The organism is Mycobacterium sp. MUNTM1, from assembly GCF_054660795.1.
Map to the genome: position 1 here is coordinate 16,901 of NZ_BAAGDE010000038.1, position 17,444 is coordinate 34,344.

Genomic DNA, 17,444 nt, shown 5'->3' on the forward strand with positions numbered 1-17,444 from the left:
GCAGTCATTGGGAGCCTATCGCCCGCGGCACGGCGGCCATCTCGCCCGTCGCGGCCGCCTCCTGATTGCGGTAGCCGGCGACAGCCGCGTCCACTCCCGCGGCCGTGGCTTGCGTCCGGGCGGCGAGTGCTGCCGCGGCGATGCCAACCTTCGTGTTGACACCTGCCACCGCCGCGGAAGTGGCCTGAAAAGACGGCCCTGCGGCCGGGGACGTTGCGGCGGTCAGGTCGGCGCTGCGACCACGCCATTGAGCGGCCGTGACTCTGAGCTGATCGAGCGTGACCTGCAACGTATCGGGTCCCACCTGCGGGATTCTAAGTCGAGGTTTGCTTCTGCGGTATTCACCGGATGATCGGCGCAGAATCGTTGGATCATTGAGATGGTCACCCCTCGTACCCTGACCATCCCGATGCCTCGCGGCGGCTCAGCGTTCTACCGTCGGCTACAACTACTGCGGGACGGCCGGCGTGGCCGTGAGATGACTGCGATGACGAACGCAGAACGGGACGACACGCGCCCAAACCTCCTTCTACTCTCTACAGTTTGGTGACGTTTGCCCGATTCGTCACTCGAAGCTTATGCGTCCGGGCGGCGGACTACAGGGGAATTCGTGAAATCCTTCGGCCGGCGAGCTCAGCCCAGGTCGTAGATGCGCGCGGCGTTCTCGCGGGCGATGAGATCGACCACCCGGATGGCATCCGCCTCGCTCCAGTCGCCGCGGTCCACGAACTCGCGCAGCACCCGCTCAATGCCCGTGCGCCACAAGACCGCGCCGAGGAAGTGCAGTTCCGCAGGGCCGAATCCGTCGGACGAATACAGGATCTTGGAAAAGGGCGCCATCTCCAGCAATCGGGCAAGGAACGCCGGGGACCGCGCCCCCAGGTGGTTGACGCTCAGACCGCCGTCGACATAGACATTGTTGAACGCCTGGGCCAGATAGCCGGCCTCGCGCTCGTAGGGATAGCAGTGCAGCAGGACGACCGGGACGTCGGCCGTGTCCCGCAGAAAGTCAACCAGCAGCAGCGGATTGGCCTTGTGGAGGTCGCAATCACGATCGCCGAACCCGACGTGGAACTGTAGCGGCTTTCCCAGCCGCAGGGCCTGGTGCAACCCGAACCGTAGCAGGACCCTGTCCTGCAGCCGGGTGCCGCAACGTTCGCGCCAGCGGCCGGCGGCCTCGGCGACCTCCGCCCTCGAGGGTTCGCTCAGGTCGCCGTCGAACCCACCGCGGTAGGCCAGAATCGATTTGGTGCCGACCGCGCCGGCGGCGCGCCGATGCAGGATCTCCTCGAAGGCCGTGGCGTAGTCACCCGTAGCCCGCGCGGCTTGCTCGGCCACCTCCTCGAGACGCACGACCTCGCGCGCGCGATCACCGGACAGCTGGGCCATGTCCGCGACCCCGGCGACACCACCGCTGCCGATCCCGGTGTCGACCAGCCAGTCACTGACGCCGGCAGCCGCCAGGAAGAGCCGCGCCAGCTCCGCCTCCCCGAATCGGCTGCGCCGCTCCCAATACACTTGCGGATCGGCGTGTTTGGGCAGCCCCAGCACAGGGGCGCAATGCGCGCGCACCGCGAATCCGAGTTGTGAGTCGAAGCCCGAGTAATTGATGGGTTCGCTGTTGGCCTCGTTGAGCGCGTTCTCGAATCGCTGCCGGTCTCCCGGCGACAACCAGCAACCGTGCACGTGCTGGTCGACCAGCGCCACTTCGGCGATGTGCTGGGCCAGGGCGCGGGTGTCGGAGACCATAACCGGTCACAGGCTCCAGGCCATGCGAAATTTGTCCGCCAGCTGATCGGGCGCCAGGTCGCCGTACCGGTCGTGCTCCAGGCGACGAACCGCGACCACCATGTCGACTGCCGGATCGCCCAGGATGCGACGCATCGCCTCTGAACCATCAAGTGCTGCAATCGCTTCGGCCTGGGAGCCGGTGAGGCGCACGATGCCGTCGCGGGCCCGGTCGGAATCGGGCAGGACTGCCGGGTCGACCGTGATCTCCGGTGGCAGCGCCGCCTGGCACTTGATGCCGTCCAGGGCCAAGCCGAGGATGGCGGCCGAGGCGAGGTACGGATTTGCCGACGGGTCAACGATCTTCACCTCGACGTTGCCGCCGCGCGGGCTTGCCGGCCCCCCGACGACGAAGCGCACCGCGGCCTCACGATTTTCGGTGCCCCAGCAAGCGTAGGCGCCGGCCCAGTTGCCGGGACGCATCCGCAACCCGGAGACGATGGACCCGCACAATACGCCCTGGGCCTCCGGCAGGCCGCGGACCACGCCCGCTATCGCGCTCTCCCCCGCGTCCGTCATGCCGTGGGTTTCGGGGCCGTCGGAGAACAGCGGGCCTTCCGACGTAGCTAGCGAAAAGTGTTGGTGGGCACCGGATCCGACGCCATCAGCGAAGGGCGCGGGTGACAGGCTGATGCGCAGCCCGTGGCGGCGGGCCACGCGACCGATGATGAGCCGCATCAGGATCAGCTGATCGGCGGCGGCCACCGGGGTCTGGGGTGCCAGCGAGATCTCGAACTGGTTGGCGCCGTATTCGGGGTGAAACTGTTCGATCGCGATGCCGGCACTCGTCGCCGTACCGATCACGTCGCGTACGAACGCTTCGTGCTCCAGCACGCCGGCCAGGCCGTACTGCGCCCACAACGTCGACGGCAGCCGGTCGCCGTCGGGTCCGACCAGCAAGAATTCGATCTCGTGCCCGATCGCGGCCTCGATCCCGGCCTCGCTGAGTGCGGCCTCGAGCCGACGCAACGCTCCCCGGCTGCAGGTGGGAACGGGCGTGCCGTCCTGAGCGAAAAACGCGGCGGGCGCCCACGCCAGACCGTCACCGACGATGCGCAACGCGGACAGGTCGATACGAAGACGTTGGTCCCCCACCACGCCCACGTCGGCGGTGAACGCGATGCCGGTCTGGTCGATGGCGAACGCGTGCCAGGACGGGCTGGCCCCCAAGCCGGGATCCGCGAAGGTGTTGGTGCGCCGGATCGGCACCGTCTTGGCCAGGGTGAGCCCGGCGGGATTCACCACGGTGCCGATGACCGTGTCGACGCCCTCGGCCTCCAGCTGGGCAATGGCCGCGGCGGCAAGCGGTGTGCCGGTCATGGCAGTCATTCTCCCCATCTCGGATCGCGCCGTAGGCGTAAACGGCGCTCAGTTCTGCCGAGCGACCAATTCGGTGATGAACCGATCGAGGAAGCCCTGCAGTGGCGCCTTGCCCGCCGCCCGGATGACGAATTTCGTCAGGCCGGCCTCGATGTAGGCGTCGAGTTGCCGGTGCAGCCGGTCCCACCCGACGGCGATCAGCTCGCCGGGGTCGCGGTCCGGGCGACGCCGGCGCACCGCCGCGGCCAGCTCGGCGGGCAATTCCCCGTCGGCGACCGCCAACGAGATGCCGAAGTGGTCGGGTTCGATGCTGCGGCCGGCATCCGCGGCGGCCCGCTCGATCGCCTCGCGCCCGGCCCGCGCCTCCGCCGGGGTGAGGAAGCTGCCCAGCCAGCCATCGCCCAGCTCGCCGATGCGCCGAAACGCCGCCGGTGCCGAACCGCCCACCCAAATGTCCAGCGGCGGTGTCGGTCTCGGAGCGACGGCCACATCCGTGACGCTGAAATACCGGCCGGTGAACGTCGCCGACTCCTTGACCAGCGCCGCGCGCAGCAGCCGCAGCGACTCGTCGAATACCGCCGCGCGCTCGCCGTCGGGCACCACGAACACCTCGCGCTCGGCCGGTATCGCCGAGCGCAGGCCGAAAACCGGTAACACCCGCTTCGGCGCGACGGCCGCCAGGGACGCCAACTGCTTTGCCACCAGCACCGGATGCCGGCCCGGAAGCACGGCCACCGACGTCCCCACCTTCAGCCGGGACGTCCGCGCGAGGGCGTACGCCATACCGACCACCGGATCGACCGCCGGCGAGTACACCAGTTCGGAAAACCACAGCGAGTCCACCCCGCCGGCCTCGAGGTGATCGGCGATGGCGCCCAGCCGGTCCGGCGCGGTGTCGGCGCCCAGGCCGACCCCGAAGCGGATCTTCATCAGCGCCTCCCGCTGAGTTCTCTCATCCACACCGCAACATCACCGCGGCGCCATTTGTGCCCGGGCATGCGTCATCGCCGGTTGCCCGGGACCTCAGGGCGGGAAGCTAGCCGCGGCTGGGGATCGTGAGCTTGCAGGCCTGGCCGATGTCGAGGGTCCGCAGCACTCGTCCCATGCCGACCCACAGCGCGCAGGACAGGGCCAGGTCGGCCAGCAGCTCGTCCGAGAAGTGTTCCGCGCAACGGCTCCAGAAGTCTTCATCGTCGCGCAGGGCGGTGTGGTCGGTGGCGAATCGGTCCGCGAACTCGGCGGCCAGCCGCTCCTGGTCGCTGTAACCGGGCCAGCTGCGCCATTCGTGGACGTGGTCGTACAACTCCTCGTCGACGCCGGCGGCGGGACCGTCTTCGTCCCGGGTGTTGACGCAGACGACGCATTCGTTGCGGTGGGCGATCACGGCGCGGGCCAATTCGCGGGTGCGCAACGGCAACCGGTTCTTGGTGTAGACCGCCTGGCTGAAATTGCCCAGCGCGCCGCCGATATCCGGAGACTTCACAAACCAGCCGGCCAGGTCGTCGTCGGCAAATGTTCCGATTCGGCTCATGGCGTGATGGTACGCCCGCGTCCGGACCCCGGTCGCGGATGCCGGCGAATGCGGAGGCGTGGCCGCTAGCGAGCGGCCGACGGGATCGCCATGGTGGGCTGCTCGTCGTGCCAATCACGTTGGGCCAGAACGCGATGCGCGACACGTTCCAGCGCGGCCTCGACCGCGCGGCGGTCTGGGCGCCCCTCGAAACCCGGTGAGCGGGCGAGCTTGTCGACGAGCCACGCCAACAGCAGCGACTGGACGTAGGCGACTTGCTGTCCCCCGGCCGGGGTGAGCCACAACTGTTCGCCGTCGCGCTGCACGTAACCGCCGGAGACCAGGCGGGCGAAGGTGGGCTCGAGAACCTCGAACGGTACCCGTAGGTAGTCGGCGATGTCGGTGAGCCGAGCGGTGCCGTACATCTGTGTGTAGCGGTTGATCCGCAGCACACCCCACAGGCCGGCGACGTCGAGCCGGCAATCGGGTCGCATCGCGATGCTGCGCAGCCGCATGCCGGTTTCACCCCGCATCATCCGTGCGATCGCGTTCTCCAGCATCTGGTCCGGTGTCTCGCTGGTCGGCATCCCGAACGCATCGCCGAGATCGACTGTGCTGTCGTGGAATTCCTGGAGCGGAACCTCGCGCAGGAACAACGCCAGCACGAACCCCACCAGCGCGACCGGAACCGCCCACAGGAAAACCTGGGTGAGCGAGTCGGCGTAGGCGGCGACGATCGGGGCGGCCGCCTCGCGGGGCAGCCGGTGCAACGCCTCCGGCGACGCGGCGGCCGCGGCCGGCGCGCGGCTGGCCAGCAACGCCGGGCCGATCCGGCTGTGCAGGAAGTTCGTGAACAGCGAGCCGAAGATGGCGGCTCCGAACGAGCTGCCGATCGTGCGGAAGAAGGTGACACCGGAGGTCGCGACGCCGAGGTCGTCGAAGCTCGATGTGTTCTGCACGATCAGGACCAGGGTCTGCATGCACATCCCGATCCCGGCGCCGAGGATGACCAAAAACAACGATTGCACGACAGCGGATGTCGACGGGTCCATCCGCGACATCAGAAAGAACGCCACCGCCATGACGGCGGTGCCGGCGATGGGGAAGACTTTGTATCTGCCCGTGCGGCCGACGATGACACCGCTGCCCATCGAGGTGGTGAGCATCCCGAGCACCATCGGCAACGTGCGCAGGCCCGACGTGGTGGCCGAGACACCGTCGACGAATTGCATGTAGGTGGGCAGGAACGTCAGGGCGCCCAGCATCGCGAACCCGACCACGAACGACAGCACACAGCAGACGGTGAACACCGAACTGCGAAACAGCCGGATCGGCAGGATCGGCTCGGCGGCGCGGGTCTCCACCCACGCGAAGAGGCACAACGCGATCACCGAGCCGACGAACAGCCCGATGATCATGGGCGACCGCCAGGGATAGGTGGTGCCGCCCCAACTGGTGGCCAGTGTCAGGCCGGCGGCGCCCAGGCCGACGAACAGGATCCCGGTGTAGTCGATGACCGGTTTGGTGCGGTCGGTCAGCGCCGGGATGGCCGCGGCCGCCACGAAGAAGACCACGACCGAGATCGGCACGTTGATCCAGAAGGCCCACCGCCAGGTGAAGTGGTCGGTGAAGTAGCCGCCGAGCAAGGGACCGATCACGGTGGTGACACCGAACACCGCTCCCATCGCCCCTTGGTAGCGGCCGCGGTCCCGCAGCGGAATCACCTCGCCGATCAGGGCCATCGCGGTCACCATGAGCCCGCCGCCGCCGACGCCCTGCAGTGCGCGGGACGCGACCAGCATGCTCATCGAACTCGACAGCCCGCACAGCACCGATCCGGCGACGAAGAACACGACGGCCGCCTGGAACACCCGCTTGCGGCCGAACAGGTCTCCGAACTTGCCGACGAGGGCGGTGATGATGGTCGAGGCGAGGAGGTAGCTGGTGACCACCCACGATTGATGGCCTGCGCCACCGAGATTGGCGACGATGGTCGGCAACGCGGTCGCCACGATCGTCTGGTCGAGTGCGGCCATCAGCATGCCGAGCAGGATCGCCACGAAAATGAAATTGCGTCGCTGCGAATCGACCGCGACAGTGCCGGGTTGCGACTCCGCAGCGTGGCCGGCCGGAGCCGCTGGTGTCGCCCTCGTCATGCCTGCCTTCCCACGGCGTTCGATGGTAATGAGTGCCCACCGTCAACCGGTGGCAACCAAAACCCCCGCGGGTCGGCGCCGGAGCGTCAGCTGGGCGGCCGCGACACGCACTGCGCCGAGTACAGTTCCACGCCCAGCTTGTCCATCAACTCGAGCTGCGTCTCGAGGTAATCGATGTGCTTTTCCTCGTCGGCAACGATCTCCTCGAAGAGGTTCGCGGTGGTGGAGTCCTGCTTTTCGCGGCACAGGATGATCGCCGGCTTGAGCCGGTCCATCACCTCGTACTCGATGGCCAGGTCGGCCTCGAACTGCTCGCGCAGCGTCTGGCCGATCCGCAGCGAGAACAGGCGCTGGTAGTTCGGCAACCCGTCGAGTATCAGGATGCGGTCGGTGATCGACTCGGCGTGTCGCATCTCGTCGAAGGACTCGGCCCGGGTGTGCTCAGCTAACTCGGTGAAACCCCAGTTGTCCTGCATCTTGGAGTGCAGGAAGTATTGGTTGATCGCGGTGAGCTCGCTGGTCAACTGCTCGTTGAGCAGACGCAAAACTTCCGGATCCCCTTGCATTGTCACTCCTATGGTGTGAGCGGCTGTCGTATGTGGCCGCGGCGGGCGCGCTGGGCTGGAGCACGCAAACCTGGGCTGTAGCAGCACTTTGCCACGGCCGCTGGGAATGTTCCAGCAAGGTTTGGCTGCGCTCAGTGACGTGAAGAGTGAGGTAAGTCGCCCCTTGGTTAGGTTAGACTGGGCTTACGAACTTAGGTTAGACTCCGCTAATAAGCGGCATGCGAATCGCAGACGCTGGACCGAGATCTCGACGAAGGAGATTCCGACGTGCAGGAGGTGCGCTGATGTACGTGTGCCTCTGTGTTGGGGCAACCAACCAGACCGTGTGCGACGTCGTCGCGCAAGGCGCATCGACCTCCAAAGAGATCGCCGCCGCGTGCGGCGCCGGCGGTGACTGCGGCCGCTGCCGGCGCACCCTGCGCGCGATCCTCGCCGCCCAGGCGAAGCTGGAAACGGCGTCGTCGATCTAGCGTTTGTTGAAGTCGGCCAGCGCCGCCGCATTGGCCTGCGCGCCCATCAATTCGGCGAAGTGCGCGTTTTCCCGGGCGGTGGCCGCCAGGATCTCCGGTCGGACGGGTTCCATCATGGTGTGCTTGACGGCCATCAGGCTCGAAATCGGCCGGGAGGCAAGGATTTCCGCATGCTTACGGGCCTGCGCCAGCAGCTCGTCCGGTTCGCAGACCCGCCAGACCAGGCCCATCCGCAACGCCTCGTCCGCGCCGACCCATTCCGACGACATCAACAGCCAGGCCGCGTTCTGCCGGCCCACCAGCTGGGGCAGCAGATATGACGACGCCGCTTCGGGCGCCACGCCCAGGCTGGTGAAGGGGCACTTCAGCCGGGCGGTCGCCGACATGAACGCCAGATCGGCATAGCCGAGGATGGTGGCGCCGATTCCGACGCCCACGCCGTTCACCGCGCAGATCAGGGGCTTCGGAAAGGCGCTGAGCGCAGTGATCAGCCCGATGAAGCCGTGCTTGCCGGGGGTGAAATCGGGGTCGGTGATGCGGGCCTGCATCTCGGCCAGGTCGGTGCCGGCGGAAAAGCCGCGCCCCGCGCCGGTCAGCAGCACGACCGCCACCTCGGGGTCCTCGGCGGCGGCCAGCAGCGCCTCGGCGGTGGCGTCGTAGAGGGCTTCGTTGAATGCGTTGAGCGCCTCGGGCCGGTTCAGCGTGAGGGTGCGTACCCGGTTCTCGTCATCGATCTGCAGCGTCACGCGAGCAGCCTAGCGAGGCTAGCCGTTGCTGTAGACGCGGGTTGGGGCGATGAGCACCACGGCGCGGCCCTCGGCTGCCATCACCCGGTCGTACTCGTCCCAGTCGTCGTGGGTGCCGCCCGCCGCGGTGAACACGTCGCGCAGCAGCAGTCGCAACTGATCGGCGTCCGTCAGCCAGGGCCGGGAATCCTCGGGGCCGGCCAGCTCCGCGCGCCCCTCCACGGTCGCCCACTGCCACCCGTTGCGGAAGGTCACCGCCAGCTGCGGCCGGACGCGCAGGTTGGCCAGCTTGACCCTGCCGTAGGTGGTGAAGCCCAGCACGGGTTGGCCATTCGCCGGGTGCGCCAGCAGGCCCACGTTGACCAGCGACGCCTGCACGGTTCCGTCGGCGCGAACCGTCGAGATCACCGCCAGTCCGCTTTCTCCCTTGGCCAGCGCCACTGCCTCGTCGAGCGTTGTCATGGGCGATCCTCACTCCCGGAACGGTGTCTCGAACACGTAGCGGCTGGTCGGCACAGTGTCGATGTTCTCGTTGGCGCCGAATGCGGTTGTGCTGGCGACCATTCGGCCCAGCCGGTCCTGCAGGTCCTCGTCATCGGCGGCTCCGAAGAACGCGTGCATATCGGTAACCGCCTCGATCGGGAACAACTCCTCGACGATGCCCGCGATTCCCGGCGCGTCCGGGGTGAGCGCTCGCACCACCCAATTCTGGGTGTAGCCGAACGTCGACTGCGTGTCGATGGCCACCGACGTGTGGTCACGCTGCCAACGGTCCAGCCACGTCGCCTGTTCCATGTCGGCGGGCCGGCGCAGCAGTGCGATGTTGGCCAAACCCGGTGTGCGAGAACCGGGTTCGACGGCGAGCGCGATCAACGGGACCGACTCGGTCACCAGGTACGCGGCCAGCTGTTCACATTCCTGGGCAAGGAATTTGAATGCCGCCGTCATCTGGTCGCCGTAGCACTGCTGGGTCCACATGCTCACCACCGCGGCCACGGGCGGGTCCAGGGTCGTCAACGTCATCAGCGAGTGGCGCACGGCGCCGTCACGAACGTTCACCTGCAGCCCGGCGACGCCCAATTGCAGCAGCGCGTCGGCGACATGACCCCGTTGCCGGGCGCACCACGCGTCATCCGGCTCGGGACGCCTCAGCACGGCGATGACCTTCTCCATAGGCAGAACTTACCGTCGCCGGCCGGCTATTTGACCAGCCGCACCTGGTGCTGGCTGCTGATCAGCGTGCCGATCAGCCCGGCCAGCTCGCGATAGGACTCGTCGCGCCCGCTCGACGAGCGGAAAACCAAACCGATCCGCCGGCCCGGGCGCGGCGCGGCGAACTGCGCGAGGCCCAGGCGGCTTCGGGACGCCTCGACCGGCACCGCGCTCTGGGGAATGAGAGTGACGCCCAGGCCGCCGGTCACGCATTGGACGGCGGTCGCCAGTGACGCGGCCCGGGTGTTGGCCAGCTCCGCCCGCACACCCGCCTTGTGGCAGACGTCGAGTGCCTGATCGCGCAGGCAGTGTCCCTCGTCCAGCAACAGCAGCGGCAGGTCGGCCAGGGCGGTCGCCGGAACCCGGCGCTTGCCCGCCAGCGGATGCCCCGGAGGCAGCGCGAGCACGAAATCCTCGTCGTAGATCGGGATCGCGGTGACGCCGGCGCCCTCGGCGGGCAGGGCGATCAGCGCCGCGTCCAACGCGCCCTCCCGCAGCACCGACAACAGTCGCTCGGTCTGGTCTTCGGTCACCCGCAGCGTGAGCCCCGGCAGTTGCTCGGCGACGCCGGCCAGCACCGTGGGCAGCACATAGGGCGCCACGGTGGGTATCAGCCCCAGCCGAATGCCTGCCCGCAACGGGTCCGACGAGCCCGCGGCCGCGGCGCTGAATGCGTCCGCCGCCTCGACGACGGCCTGGGCGCGCGGCAGCAGCTGGGCGCCCTCCGCTGTCAAGAAGACACGCCGGGTCGAACGCTCAACCAGCTGGGTGCCCAGGCCCGCTTCCAGCGCCGCCAGCGCCTGCGACAATGTCGACTGGCTCACGCCGAGAGACGTTGCGGCGCTACTGAATTGGCGCTTCTCTGCGACGGCGACGAAGGCGCGCAGGCCAGCGATAGTGGGCTGATAACTCTTATCGGACATACCTATAAGTCTAGTGGGAAATATCACCTTTACTTCAACTAGGGTACGCGGCAACATGGTGGGCGAAAGCTAATCTTGAGTAAATCCAGACAAAGTAAATCCAGACAAGGAGCGACATGCCTCTGCTGACCATCGGCGACCAGTTCCCCGCCTACGAGCTCACTGCGTTGATCGCGGGCGATCTGTCCAAGGTCGACGCCAAGCAGCCTGGGGACTACTTCACCACCATCACCAACGAGGACCACGCCGGCAAGTGGCGCGTGGTGTTCTTCTGGCCGAAGGACTTCACCTTCGTGTGCCCGACCGAGATTGCCGCGTTCGGCAAGCTCAACGACGAGTTCGAAGACCGCGACGCGCAGGTGCTGGGCGTCTCGATCGACAGCGAGTTCGTGCACTTCAACTGGCGTGCGCAGCACGAGGACCTGAAGAAGCTGCCCTTCCCGATGCTCTCGGACATCAAGCGGGAGCTCAGCCTGGGCACCGGTGTGCTCAACGCCGAGGGCGTGGCCGACCGGGCGACCTTCCTGGTGGACCCCAACAACGAGATCCAGTTCGTGTCGGTCACCGCGGGTTCCGTGGGCCGCAACGTCGAAGAGGTGCTGCGAGTGCTGGACGCCCTGCAGTCCGACGAGCTGTGCGCGTGCAACTGGCGCAAGGGTGACCCGACGCTGGACGCCACCGAGTTGCTCAAGCAGTCGGCTTAAGTCGGGCCCGGACGGGTACAAGGCCTGATTAGGAGGCGAGATGAGCATCGAAAACCTCAAGGAAGCGCTGCCGGAGTACGCCAAGGACCTCAAGCTCAACCTGGGCTCGATCACCCGCACCACCGAGCTCAACGAGGAGCAGCTGTGGGGCACGTTGCTGGCCAGCGCCGCAGCGACCCGGAACACACAGGTGCTCACCGAGATTGGGGCCGAGGCGGCCGACATCCTGTCCGCCGAGGCGTACAACGCGGCGCTGGGAGCCGCCTCGATCATGGGTATGAACAACGTGTTCTACCGTGGCCGCGGCTTCCTCGATGGCAAGTACGACGACCTGCGCGCGGGATTGCGGATGAACATCATCGCCAATCCCGGCGTGGAGAAGGTCAACTTCGAACTGTGGTCGTTCGCGGTGTCGTCGATCAACGGATGCCCGGACTGCGTGGCGGCGCACGAGCACACGCTGCGCGAAGCCGGTGCCAGCCGGGAGACCATCCAAGAGGCGTTGAAGGCCGCGGCGATCGTTTCCGGCGTGGCACAAGCGATCATCGCCTCCCAGACGCTGGCAACCGTCGGCTGATAGCGCCGCCGTGTCCAGTGCCGTGACGGGACCCTCCTGGGTCCAGCACGCCATCTGGTGGCAGGTCTACCCGCTGGGGTTCGTGGGGGCATACCCCACACCGCAGTCACACGAGCCGCCGCAACCGCAGGAACACCGGTTGCGGCGGCTCGTCGACTGGTTGGACCATGCCATCGAACTCGGGGCCTCCGGCGTCGCGCTGGGGCCCATTTTCGCCTCGCGCACACACGGTTACGACACCACCGACCACTACCGCATCGATCCCCGGCTCGGCGATGACGCCGACTTCGACCACCTGGTGGCCGAGGCGCACCGGCGCGGCCTGCGCGTGCTGCTCGACGGCGTGTTCAATCACGTCGGCGAGGATTTCGAACGCCATCGTGCGGCGGCCGACGACGACGCGGCCGCGCGCTGGTTTCGCGGACGCCCCGGCCGCTTCCACACCTTCGAAGGCCACTCCGGGCTGATCACCCTCAACCACGCGAACCCCGAGGTCGCCGACTACACCGTCGACGTGATGGCGCACTGGCTGGGGCGTGGCGCCGACGGCTGGCGACTCGACGCGGCTTACGCTGTGCCGCAACATTTCTGGGCCTCGACGCTGCCTCGGGTGCGCGAGCGCTACCCGGATGCCTGGTTCGTCGGCGAACTCATCCACGGCGACTACGCCGCAGTCGTGCAAGCGGCCACCTTCGATTCGGCCACCCAATACGAGCTGTGGAAGGCGATCTGGAGCAGCCTCAACGACGGCAACTTCTTCGAACTCGATTGGGCGCTGCAGCGCCACAACGATTTTCTGACCGGCTTCTCGCCGCTGACGTTCATCGGCAACCACGACGTCACCCGCATCGTCAGCCGGCTGGAGGCCCCCGAACACGTGGCCCACGCGCTGGTGCTGCTGCTGACCATCGGCGGCGTGCCCAGCGTGTACGCCGGCGACGAGCTCGGCTTCCGCGGCGTCAAGGAGGAACGGTACGGCGGCGACGACGCGGTACGACCCGAGTTCGGCTCTCCCCCAATGCAACTGGATGACTTCGGCGTTGACATCTGGCGGCTGCACCAGTATCTGATCGGGCTGCGTCGCCGCTACCCGTGGCTGCACGCGGCGTGCACCACCGCACGGCTGCTGGAAAATCGGCACTACTTGTACGAAACCCGCAACGGCGACGAGGCGCTGCTGGTGGTGCTCAACATCGACGACGAGCCGCTGCGCGTTTCCCTGCCGAAGCTGGGCACGGCGCGCGCGCAGGTGATCGGTGGATCGGCGGCACCGCCGCCCGACGTCGTCGACACCGTCGTCGTCGAGGCCCGGGGCTGGCGGATTCTGAGCCCGGCCTAGGGTTTCGGCAGCCGCTCTAGGGTCAGCCGGTCCTGGCGGCCGTCGTAATACTTGTCCAGCACCGCCACGAAGTCCTGGTTGTCGTCGGTGGCGCGGGCGAACAGCGTCATGGACGAGCACAGTTTGAGGTCGTCCGGGGACCCGAAAATCTGGCCGATCGATCGGCCCTGCACCGCGGTGACCAGCCGGGCGCACTCGCGCAACCGCGGCCCCAGCAGCTCGTGGCGCAGGTATGCGCCCGCCTCGTCGAGTGAGGCGATGCCGAACCGCGCCGCCATCGCGCTGCCGCCCAGGCCGCGCAGTTGCGGGAAGACGAACCACATCCAGTGACTGCGTTTTCGGCCGGCCCGCAGCTCGTCGACGACATCGCCGTACACCGGTTCCTGCGCGTCCACGAAGCGTTTGAGATCGAAGGGGTCGCCTGCCGATTCCATACGACTACGGTTGCACATATGGCAGTCCAACGGCGAGTGCCCAAGGTGCGCGACCTGGCGCCGCTGCTGCACTTCAAGCGGCCCCGGTTCAGCGCGACCAGGCGCCGCCTCGAGGCCGCCTACACCATCGAGGATCTGCGCGCCATCGCCAAGCGGCGCACCCCGAAGGCGGCATTCGACTACGCCGACGGCGCCGCCGAGGACGAGCTGTCCATCGCGCGTGCGCGACAAGCGTTCCGCGACATCGAATTTCATCCGACGATCCTGCGTGACGTGAGCAACGTGACCGCCGGCTGGAACGTGCTGGGCCAGCCGGTGGTGTCGCCGTTCGCGATCGCGCCCACCGGCTTCACCCGATTGATGCACACCGAGGGCGAGATCGCCGGCGCGCAATCGGCCGCGCGGGCGGGCATCCCGTTTTCCCTGTCCACGCTGGGCACCTGCGCGATCGAAGATCTGGTCACCGCCGTCCCCCAGGGCCGAAAGTGGTTTCAGCTCTATATGTGGCGCGATCGCGAGCGCTCGATGGCACTGGTGAAACGCGCCGCCGCGGCGGGATTCGACACGCTGCTGGCCACCGTCGACGTTCCCGTCTCCGGCGCCCGGCTGCGGGATAACCGCAACGGCATGACGATCCCGCCGACGCTGACGCTGCGCACCGTGCTCGACGCCGTGCCGCACCCGAAATGGTGGTTCGATCTGCTGACCACCGAACCGCTGGCGTTCGCCTCGCTGGATCGCTGGCCGGGCACGGTCGCCGAATACCTCAGCACGATGTTCGATCCCAGCCTCACCTTCGACGACCTGGAGTGGATCAAGGCACAGTGGCCCGGCAAGCTCGTCGTGAAAGGGATTCAGACACTCGAGGATGCGCGCGCCGTCGTCGACCGCGGTGTCGACGGGATCGTGCTGTCCAATCATGGTGGGCGCCAACTGGACCGGGCCCCGGTCCCCTTTCACCTGCTGCCCACGGTCGCGCGAGAACTCGGCAAGCACACCGAGATCCTGGTCGACACGGGCATCATGTCCGGCGCGGACATCGTCGCCGCGGTCGCGCTGGGGGCCCGTTGCACGCTGGTCGGACGCGCCTACCTGTACGGCCTGATGGCCGGCGGCGAGGCGGGGGTGAGCCGCGCGATCGACATCCTTGCCAGCGGGATCCTGCGGACCATGGCACTGCTGGGCGTCACCTGCCTGGAAGAGCTGACGCCCCAGCACGTCACGCAGCTCCGGCGGCTGGGCCCCCTTCCGCCGGTGTGAGGCCGGTCGCACACCCGTGACGGCCCGATCTGTTCGGGAACAAACCGCCGCCCGGCTGGGTTAAGCGCATCAGACTCAACTTTTGGAGGATTTGATGGCTGAAGCCAAGTCGGTGCCGGTGCTGTTTGTCACTGACACCATCGTGCTGCCCGGAATGGTGGTGCCGATCGCGCTGGACGACGCCGCCCGCGCGGCGATCGACGCCGCTCAGGCCAGTGAATCAGGGCAGCTGCTGATCGCCCCCCGGCTCGAGGACCGTTATCCCTCACACGGCGTGATCGCCAAGATTCTGCAGGTCGGCCGCATCGCGGGCGGTGGCACCGCGGCCGTCGTGCGCGGCGAGCGCAGGGCGCAGATCGGGGCGGGTGCGTCCGGGCCCGGCGCGGCGCTGTGGGTCGAGGTGACCGAGGTCCCCGACACCGAGACCACCGACGAGATCAAGGCCATGACGGCGGAGTACAAGAAGCTGCTGCTGGCCATGCTGCAACGGCGCGAGGCCTGGGAGATCATCGACTACGTCAACAGGCTGACCGACCCGTCGGCGCTGGCGGACACCTCCGGTTACGCGTCCTACCTGACCAATGCGCAGAAGCGGCAGCTGCTGGAGACGGTCGACGTCGCCGCGCGGTTGCGCGTGCTGATCGATTGGACCAGCGACCATCTCGCCGAGGTCGAAGTCAGCGACAAGATCGCCGAGGACGTGCGCGAGGGCATGGAGAAGACGCAGAAGGAGTTCCTGCTGCGCCAACAGCTGGCCGCCATCCGCAAGGAGCTGGGCGAGGGTGAACCGGACGGCTCGGATGACTACCGGGCGCGCGTCGAGGCCGCCGAGCTGCCCGCGAAGGTGCGCGAGGCGGCGCTGCGCGAGGTCGGCAAGCTGGAACGCTCGAGCGACCAGAGCCCGGAAAGCGGCTGGATCCGCACCTGGCTGGACACGGTGCTCGACCTGCCCTGGAACGTCACGAGCGAGGACTCGACGGACCTGAAGGCCGCGCGCGAGATCCTGGATGCCGACCACCACGGGCTGGACGACGTCAAGGACCGCATCGTTGAATACCTGGCCGTGCGTGCGCGCCGCGCGCAGCGGGGTCTGCAGGTGGTCGGCGGCCGCGGCTCCGGCGCGGTGATGGTGCTGGCCGGCCCTCCCGGTGTCGGTAAGACGTCGCTGGGCGAGAGCGTGGCCCGGGCGCTGGGCCGCAAGTTCGTGCGCGTCGCCCTGGGTGGCGTGCGCGACGAGGCCGAGATCCGCGGGCACCGGCGCACCTACGTGGGCGCGCTGCCGGGCCGGATCGTGCGGGCGATCGGCGAGGCGGGTTCGATGAATCCCGTTGTGCTGCTGGACGAAATCGACAAAGTCGGTTCCGACTATCGCGGCGACCCGAGCGCGGCGCTGCTCGAGGTGCTCGACCCGGCGCAGAACCACACGTTCCGCGACCACTACCTGGATCTGGACCTGGACCTGTCCGATGTGGTGTTCCTGGCCACCGCCAACGTGATCGAGAACATCCCGTCGGCGCTGCTGGACCGCATGGAGTTGGTGCAGATCGACGGCTACACCGAGGACGACAAGGTCGCCATCGCCCGGGATTACCTGCTGCCCCGGCAGCGGGAGCGCGCGGCGCTGACCGAGGACGAGGTGGCGGTGACCGACGCCGCGTTACGCAAGATCGCAGCCGACTACACCCGCGAGCCGGGAGTGCGGCAGTTCGAGCGACTGCTGGCCAAGGCGCTGCGCAAGGCGACCACCAAGCTGGCCGCCGACCCGACGCCGCTGTCCATCGACGAGCCGGATCTCGTTGACTACCTGGGTCGTCCTCGCTTCATGCCGGAATCGGCCGAACGCACGGCGGTGCCGGGCGTGGCCACCGGCCTGGCCGTCACCGGCCTGGGCGGCGACGTGCTCTACATCGAGGCCGGCGCGACCGACGGTGAGCCGGGGCTGCAGCTGACCGGTCAGCTGGGCGACGTGATGAAGGAGTCGGCGCAGATCGCGCTGTCCTACGTGCGTTCCCACGCCGCGGAGCTGGGCGTCGACCCGAGGGCGCTGGACCGGCGCATCCACGTGCACGTGCCCGCGGGCGCGGTGCCCAAGGACGGCCCGTCGGCCGGAGTCACCATGGTGACCGCGCTGGTGTCGATGGCGACCGGACGTCAGGTTCGTTCCGACGTCGGGATGACCGGTGAGGTCACGCTGAACGGGCGGGTGCTGCCGATCGGCGGCGTCAAGCAGAAGCTGCTGGCGGCCCAACGTGGCGGTCTGTCAACGGTTTTCATCCCGGCGCGCAACGAGCCGGATCTGGACGATGTCCCGGGCGAGGTGCTCGCGGCGCTGGATGTGCGGCCCATGACCGACGTCGCCGAGATCGCGGCGCAGGCGCTGGAACCGGCGGCCAACGCCGCCACGGTGGCCGCCTGACACCGATTGAACCCGTGTTCAGC

18 protein-coding genes are annotated in these 17,444 nt (G+C 67.9%); 6 read left to right on the forward strand and 12 right to left on the reverse strand.

Translation table 11 applies throughout. From position 1 onward, the window contains the following. Positions 1-4 precede the first annotated feature (4 nt). The 7 genes from ACYQ8K_RS20255 to bfr all read right to left on the reverse strand — a co-directional run bounded on the left by ACYQ8K_RS20255 (position 5) and on the right by bfr (position 7,340). Entirely contained in the window at positions 5-304 is a 300-nt protein-coding gene (locus ACYQ8K_RS20255; protein ID WP_459971765.1) for a hypothetical protein, read from the reverse strand. A gap of 329 nt (positions 305-633) precedes the next feature. Continuing rightward, the gene (locus ACYQ8K_RS20260) at positions 634-1,749 is read right to left on the reverse strand and encodes an amidohydrolase family protein (protein ID WP_459971767.1); all 1,116 of its coding nucleotides are present in this window, start codon (positions 1,747-1,749) and stop codon (positions 634-636) included. A 6-nt stretch (positions 1,750-1,755) separates the two neighbouring features. Beyond that, complete coding sequence (locus ACYQ8K_RS20265; RefSeq protein ID WP_459971768.1) at positions 1,756-3,108, reverse strand: type I glutamate--ammonia ligase; 1,353 nt, start codon at positions 3,106-3,108, stop codon at positions 1,756-1,758. 48 nt (positions 3,109-3,156) lie between these two features. Then, positions 3,157-4,038: a TIGR03854 family LLM class F420-dependent oxidoreductase gene (locus ACYQ8K_RS20270; protein WP_459971837.1), complete on the reverse strand. Its 882-nt coding sequence runs from the start codon at positions 4,036-4,038 to the stop codon at positions 3,157-3,159. A 106-nt stretch (positions 4,039-4,144) separates the two neighbouring features. After that, positions 4,145-4,639, reverse strand: a complete 495-nt coding sequence (locus ACYQ8K_RS20275) for a carboxymuconolactone decarboxylase family protein (RefSeq protein ID WP_459971770.1) — start codon at positions 4,637-4,639, stop codon at positions 4,145-4,147. Positions 4,640-4,704: 65 nt separating this feature from the next. Beyond that, positions 4,705-6,774, reverse strand: coding sequence for an MDR family MFS transporter (locus tag ACYQ8K_RS20280; protein WP_459971772.1), 2,070 nt, complete (start codon positions 6,772-6,774; stop codon positions 4,705-4,707). 86 nt (positions 6,775-6,860) lie between these two features. Continuing rightward, positions 6,861-7,340, reverse strand: a complete 480-nt coding sequence (gene bfr, locus ACYQ8K_RS20285) for a bacterioferritin (RefSeq protein ID WP_064951406.1) — start codon at positions 7,338-7,340, stop codon at positions 6,861-6,863. 284 nt (positions 7,341-7,624) lie between these two features. Between bfr and ACYQ8K_RS20290 the strand changes: the two genes are divergently transcribed. Next, positions 7,625-7,810 carry a (2Fe-2S)-binding protein gene (locus tag ACYQ8K_RS20290; protein WP_459971774.1) on the forward strand — a complete coding sequence of 62 codons (186 nt, stop codon included), beginning with the start codon at positions 7,625-7,627 and terminating at the stop codon, positions 7,808-7,810. Here the strand turns inward: ACYQ8K_RS20290 and ACYQ8K_RS20295 are convergent. Genes ACYQ8K_RS20295 through ACYQ8K_RS20310 form a run of 4 tightly spaced genes read right to left on the reverse strand, consistent with a single transcriptional unit; the run spans position 7,807 to position 10,691 of the window. Next, complete coding sequence (locus ACYQ8K_RS20295) at positions 7,807-8,556, reverse strand: enoyl-CoA hydratase/isomerase family protein (protein WP_459971776.1); 750 nt, start codon at positions 8,554-8,556, stop codon at positions 7,807-7,809. The two genes, ACYQ8K_RS20290 and ACYQ8K_RS20295, sit on opposite strands and share 4 nt — an antisense overlap. Positions 8,557-8,574: 18 nt before the next feature. Continuing rightward, the gene (locus tag ACYQ8K_RS20300; RefSeq protein ID WP_459971778.1) at positions 8,575-9,018 is read right to left on the reverse strand and encodes a TIGR03618 family F420-dependent PPOX class oxidoreductase; all 444 of its coding nucleotides are present in this window, start codon (positions 9,016-9,018) and stop codon (positions 8,575-8,577) included. A gap of 9 nt (positions 9,019-9,027) precedes the next feature. Further along, positions 9,028-9,729: an EthD domain-containing protein gene (locus ACYQ8K_RS20305; protein ID WP_459971780.1), complete on the reverse strand. Its 702-nt coding sequence runs from the start codon at positions 9,727-9,729 to the stop codon at positions 9,028-9,030. 26 nt (positions 9,730-9,755) lie between these two features. Continuing rightward, complete coding sequence (locus ACYQ8K_RS20310; protein ID WP_459971781.1) at positions 9,756-10,691, reverse strand: hydrogen peroxide-inducible genes activator; 936 nt, start codon at positions 10,689-10,691, stop codon at positions 9,756-9,758. A 116-nt stretch (positions 10,692-10,807) separates the two neighbouring features. Here ACYQ8K_RS20310 and ACYQ8K_RS20315 point away from each other — a divergent pair, with 116 nt between their 5' ends. From ACYQ8K_RS20315 to ACYQ8K_RS20325, 3 genes are read left to right on the forward strand one after another with little or no spacing between them, the layout of a single operon-like run. Continuing rightward, positions 10,808-11,395 carry a peroxiredoxin gene (locus ACYQ8K_RS20315; protein WP_459971783.1) on the forward strand — a complete coding sequence of 196 codons (588 nt, stop codon included), beginning with the start codon at positions 10,808-10,810 and terminating at the stop codon, positions 11,393-11,395. A 40-nt stretch (positions 11,396-11,435) separates the two neighbouring features. Beyond that, a complete protein-coding gene (locus ACYQ8K_RS20320; protein ID WP_459971785.1) occupies positions 11,436-11,972 on the forward strand; it encodes an alkyl hydroperoxide reductase in 537 nt (178 codons plus the stop codon). 10 nt (positions 11,973-11,982) lie between these two features. Next, positions 11,983-13,311: an alpha-amylase family protein gene (locus ACYQ8K_RS20325; protein ID WP_459971787.1), complete on the forward strand. Its 1,329-nt coding sequence runs from the start codon at positions 11,983-11,985 to the stop codon at positions 13,309-13,311. Here the strand turns inward: ACYQ8K_RS20325 and ACYQ8K_RS20330 are convergent. After that, positions 13,308-13,745 carry a DUF1810 domain-containing protein gene (locus ACYQ8K_RS20330; RefSeq protein ID WP_459971788.1) on the reverse strand — a complete coding sequence of 146 codons (438 nt, stop codon included), beginning with the start codon at positions 13,743-13,745 and terminating at the stop codon, positions 13,308-13,310. The genes ACYQ8K_RS20325 and ACYQ8K_RS20330 overlap by 4 nt on opposite strands. 18 nt (positions 13,746-13,763) lie before the next feature. Between ACYQ8K_RS20330 and ACYQ8K_RS20335 the strand changes: the two genes are divergently transcribed. Together ACYQ8K_RS20335 and lon are read left to right on the forward strand one after the other, a co-directional pair. Then, the gene (locus ACYQ8K_RS20335; protein WP_459971790.1) at positions 13,764-15,005 is read left to right on the forward strand and encodes an alpha-hydroxy acid oxidase; all 1,242 of its coding nucleotides are present in this window, start codon (positions 13,764-13,766) and stop codon (positions 15,003-15,005) included. 94 nt (positions 15,006-15,099) lie between these two features. After that, a complete protein-coding gene (gene lon, locus ACYQ8K_RS20340; RefSeq protein ID WP_459971792.1) occupies positions 15,100-17,421 on the forward strand; it encodes an endopeptidase La in 2,322 nt (773 codons plus the stop codon). Positions 17,422-17,444: the final 23 nt, after the last annotated feature.

Bases quoted from the DNA above. Each gene is read 5' to 3' on its own strand.
- ACYQ8K_RS20335 (WP_459971790.1), top strand. From the start codon at position 13,764: ATGGCAGTCCAACGGCGAGTGCCCAAGGTGCGCGACCTGGCGCCGCTG.
- ACYQ8K_RS20270 (WP_459971837.1), bottom strand. From the start codon at position 4,038: ATGAAGATCCGCTTCGGGGTCGGCCTGGGCGCCGACACCGCGCCGGAC.
- ACYQ8K_RS20265 (WP_459971768.1), bottom strand. From the start codon at position 3,108: ATGACCGGCACACCGCTTGCCGCCGCGGCCATTGCCCAGCTGGAGGCC.
- ACYQ8K_RS20330 (WP_459971788.1), bottom strand. From the start codon at position 13,745: ATGGAATCGGCAGGCGACCCCTTCGATCTCAAACGCTTCGTGGACGCG.
- ACYQ8K_RS20275 (WP_459971770.1), bottom strand. From the start codon at position 4,639: ATGAGCCGAATCGGAACATTTGCCGACGACGACCTGGCCGGCTGGTTT.
- ACYQ8K_RS20320 (WP_459971785.1), top strand. From the start codon at position 11,436: ATGAGCATCGAAAACCTCAAGGAAGCGCTGCCGGAGTACGCCAAGGAC.
- lon (WP_459971792.1), top strand. From the start codon at position 15,100: ATGGCTGAAGCCAAGTCGGTGCCGGTGCTGTTTGTCACTGACACCATC.
- bfr (WP_064951406.1), bottom strand. From the start codon at position 7,340: ATGCAAGGGGATCCGGAAGTTTTGCGTCTGCTCAACGAGCAGTTGACC.
- ACYQ8K_RS20280 (WP_459971772.1), bottom strand. From the start codon at position 6,774: ATGACGAGGGCGACACCAGCGGCTCCGGCCGGCCACGCTGCGGAGTCG.
- ACYQ8K_RS20290 (WP_459971774.1), top strand. From the start codon at position 7,625: ATGTACGTGTGCCTCTGTGTTGGGGCAACCAACCAGACCGTGTGCGAC.
- ACYQ8K_RS20310 (WP_459971781.1), bottom strand. From the start codon at position 10,691: ATGTCCGATAAGAGTTATCAGCCCACTATCGCTGGCCTGCGCGCCTTC.
- ACYQ8K_RS20260 (WP_459971767.1), bottom strand. From the start codon at position 1,749: ATGGTCTCCGACACCCGCGCCCTGGCCCAGCACATCGCCGAAGTGGCG.
- ACYQ8K_RS20300 (WP_459971778.1), bottom strand. From the start codon at position 9,018: ATGACAACGCTCGACGAGGCAGTGGCGCTGGCCAAGGGAGAAAGCGGA.
- ACYQ8K_RS20315 (WP_459971783.1), top strand. From the start codon at position 10,808: ATGCCTCTGCTGACCATCGGCGACCAGTTCCCCGCCTACGAGCTCACT.
- ACYQ8K_RS20305 (WP_459971780.1), bottom strand. From the start codon at position 9,729: ATGGAGAAGGTCATCGCCGTGCTGAGGCGTCCCGAGCCGGATGACGCG.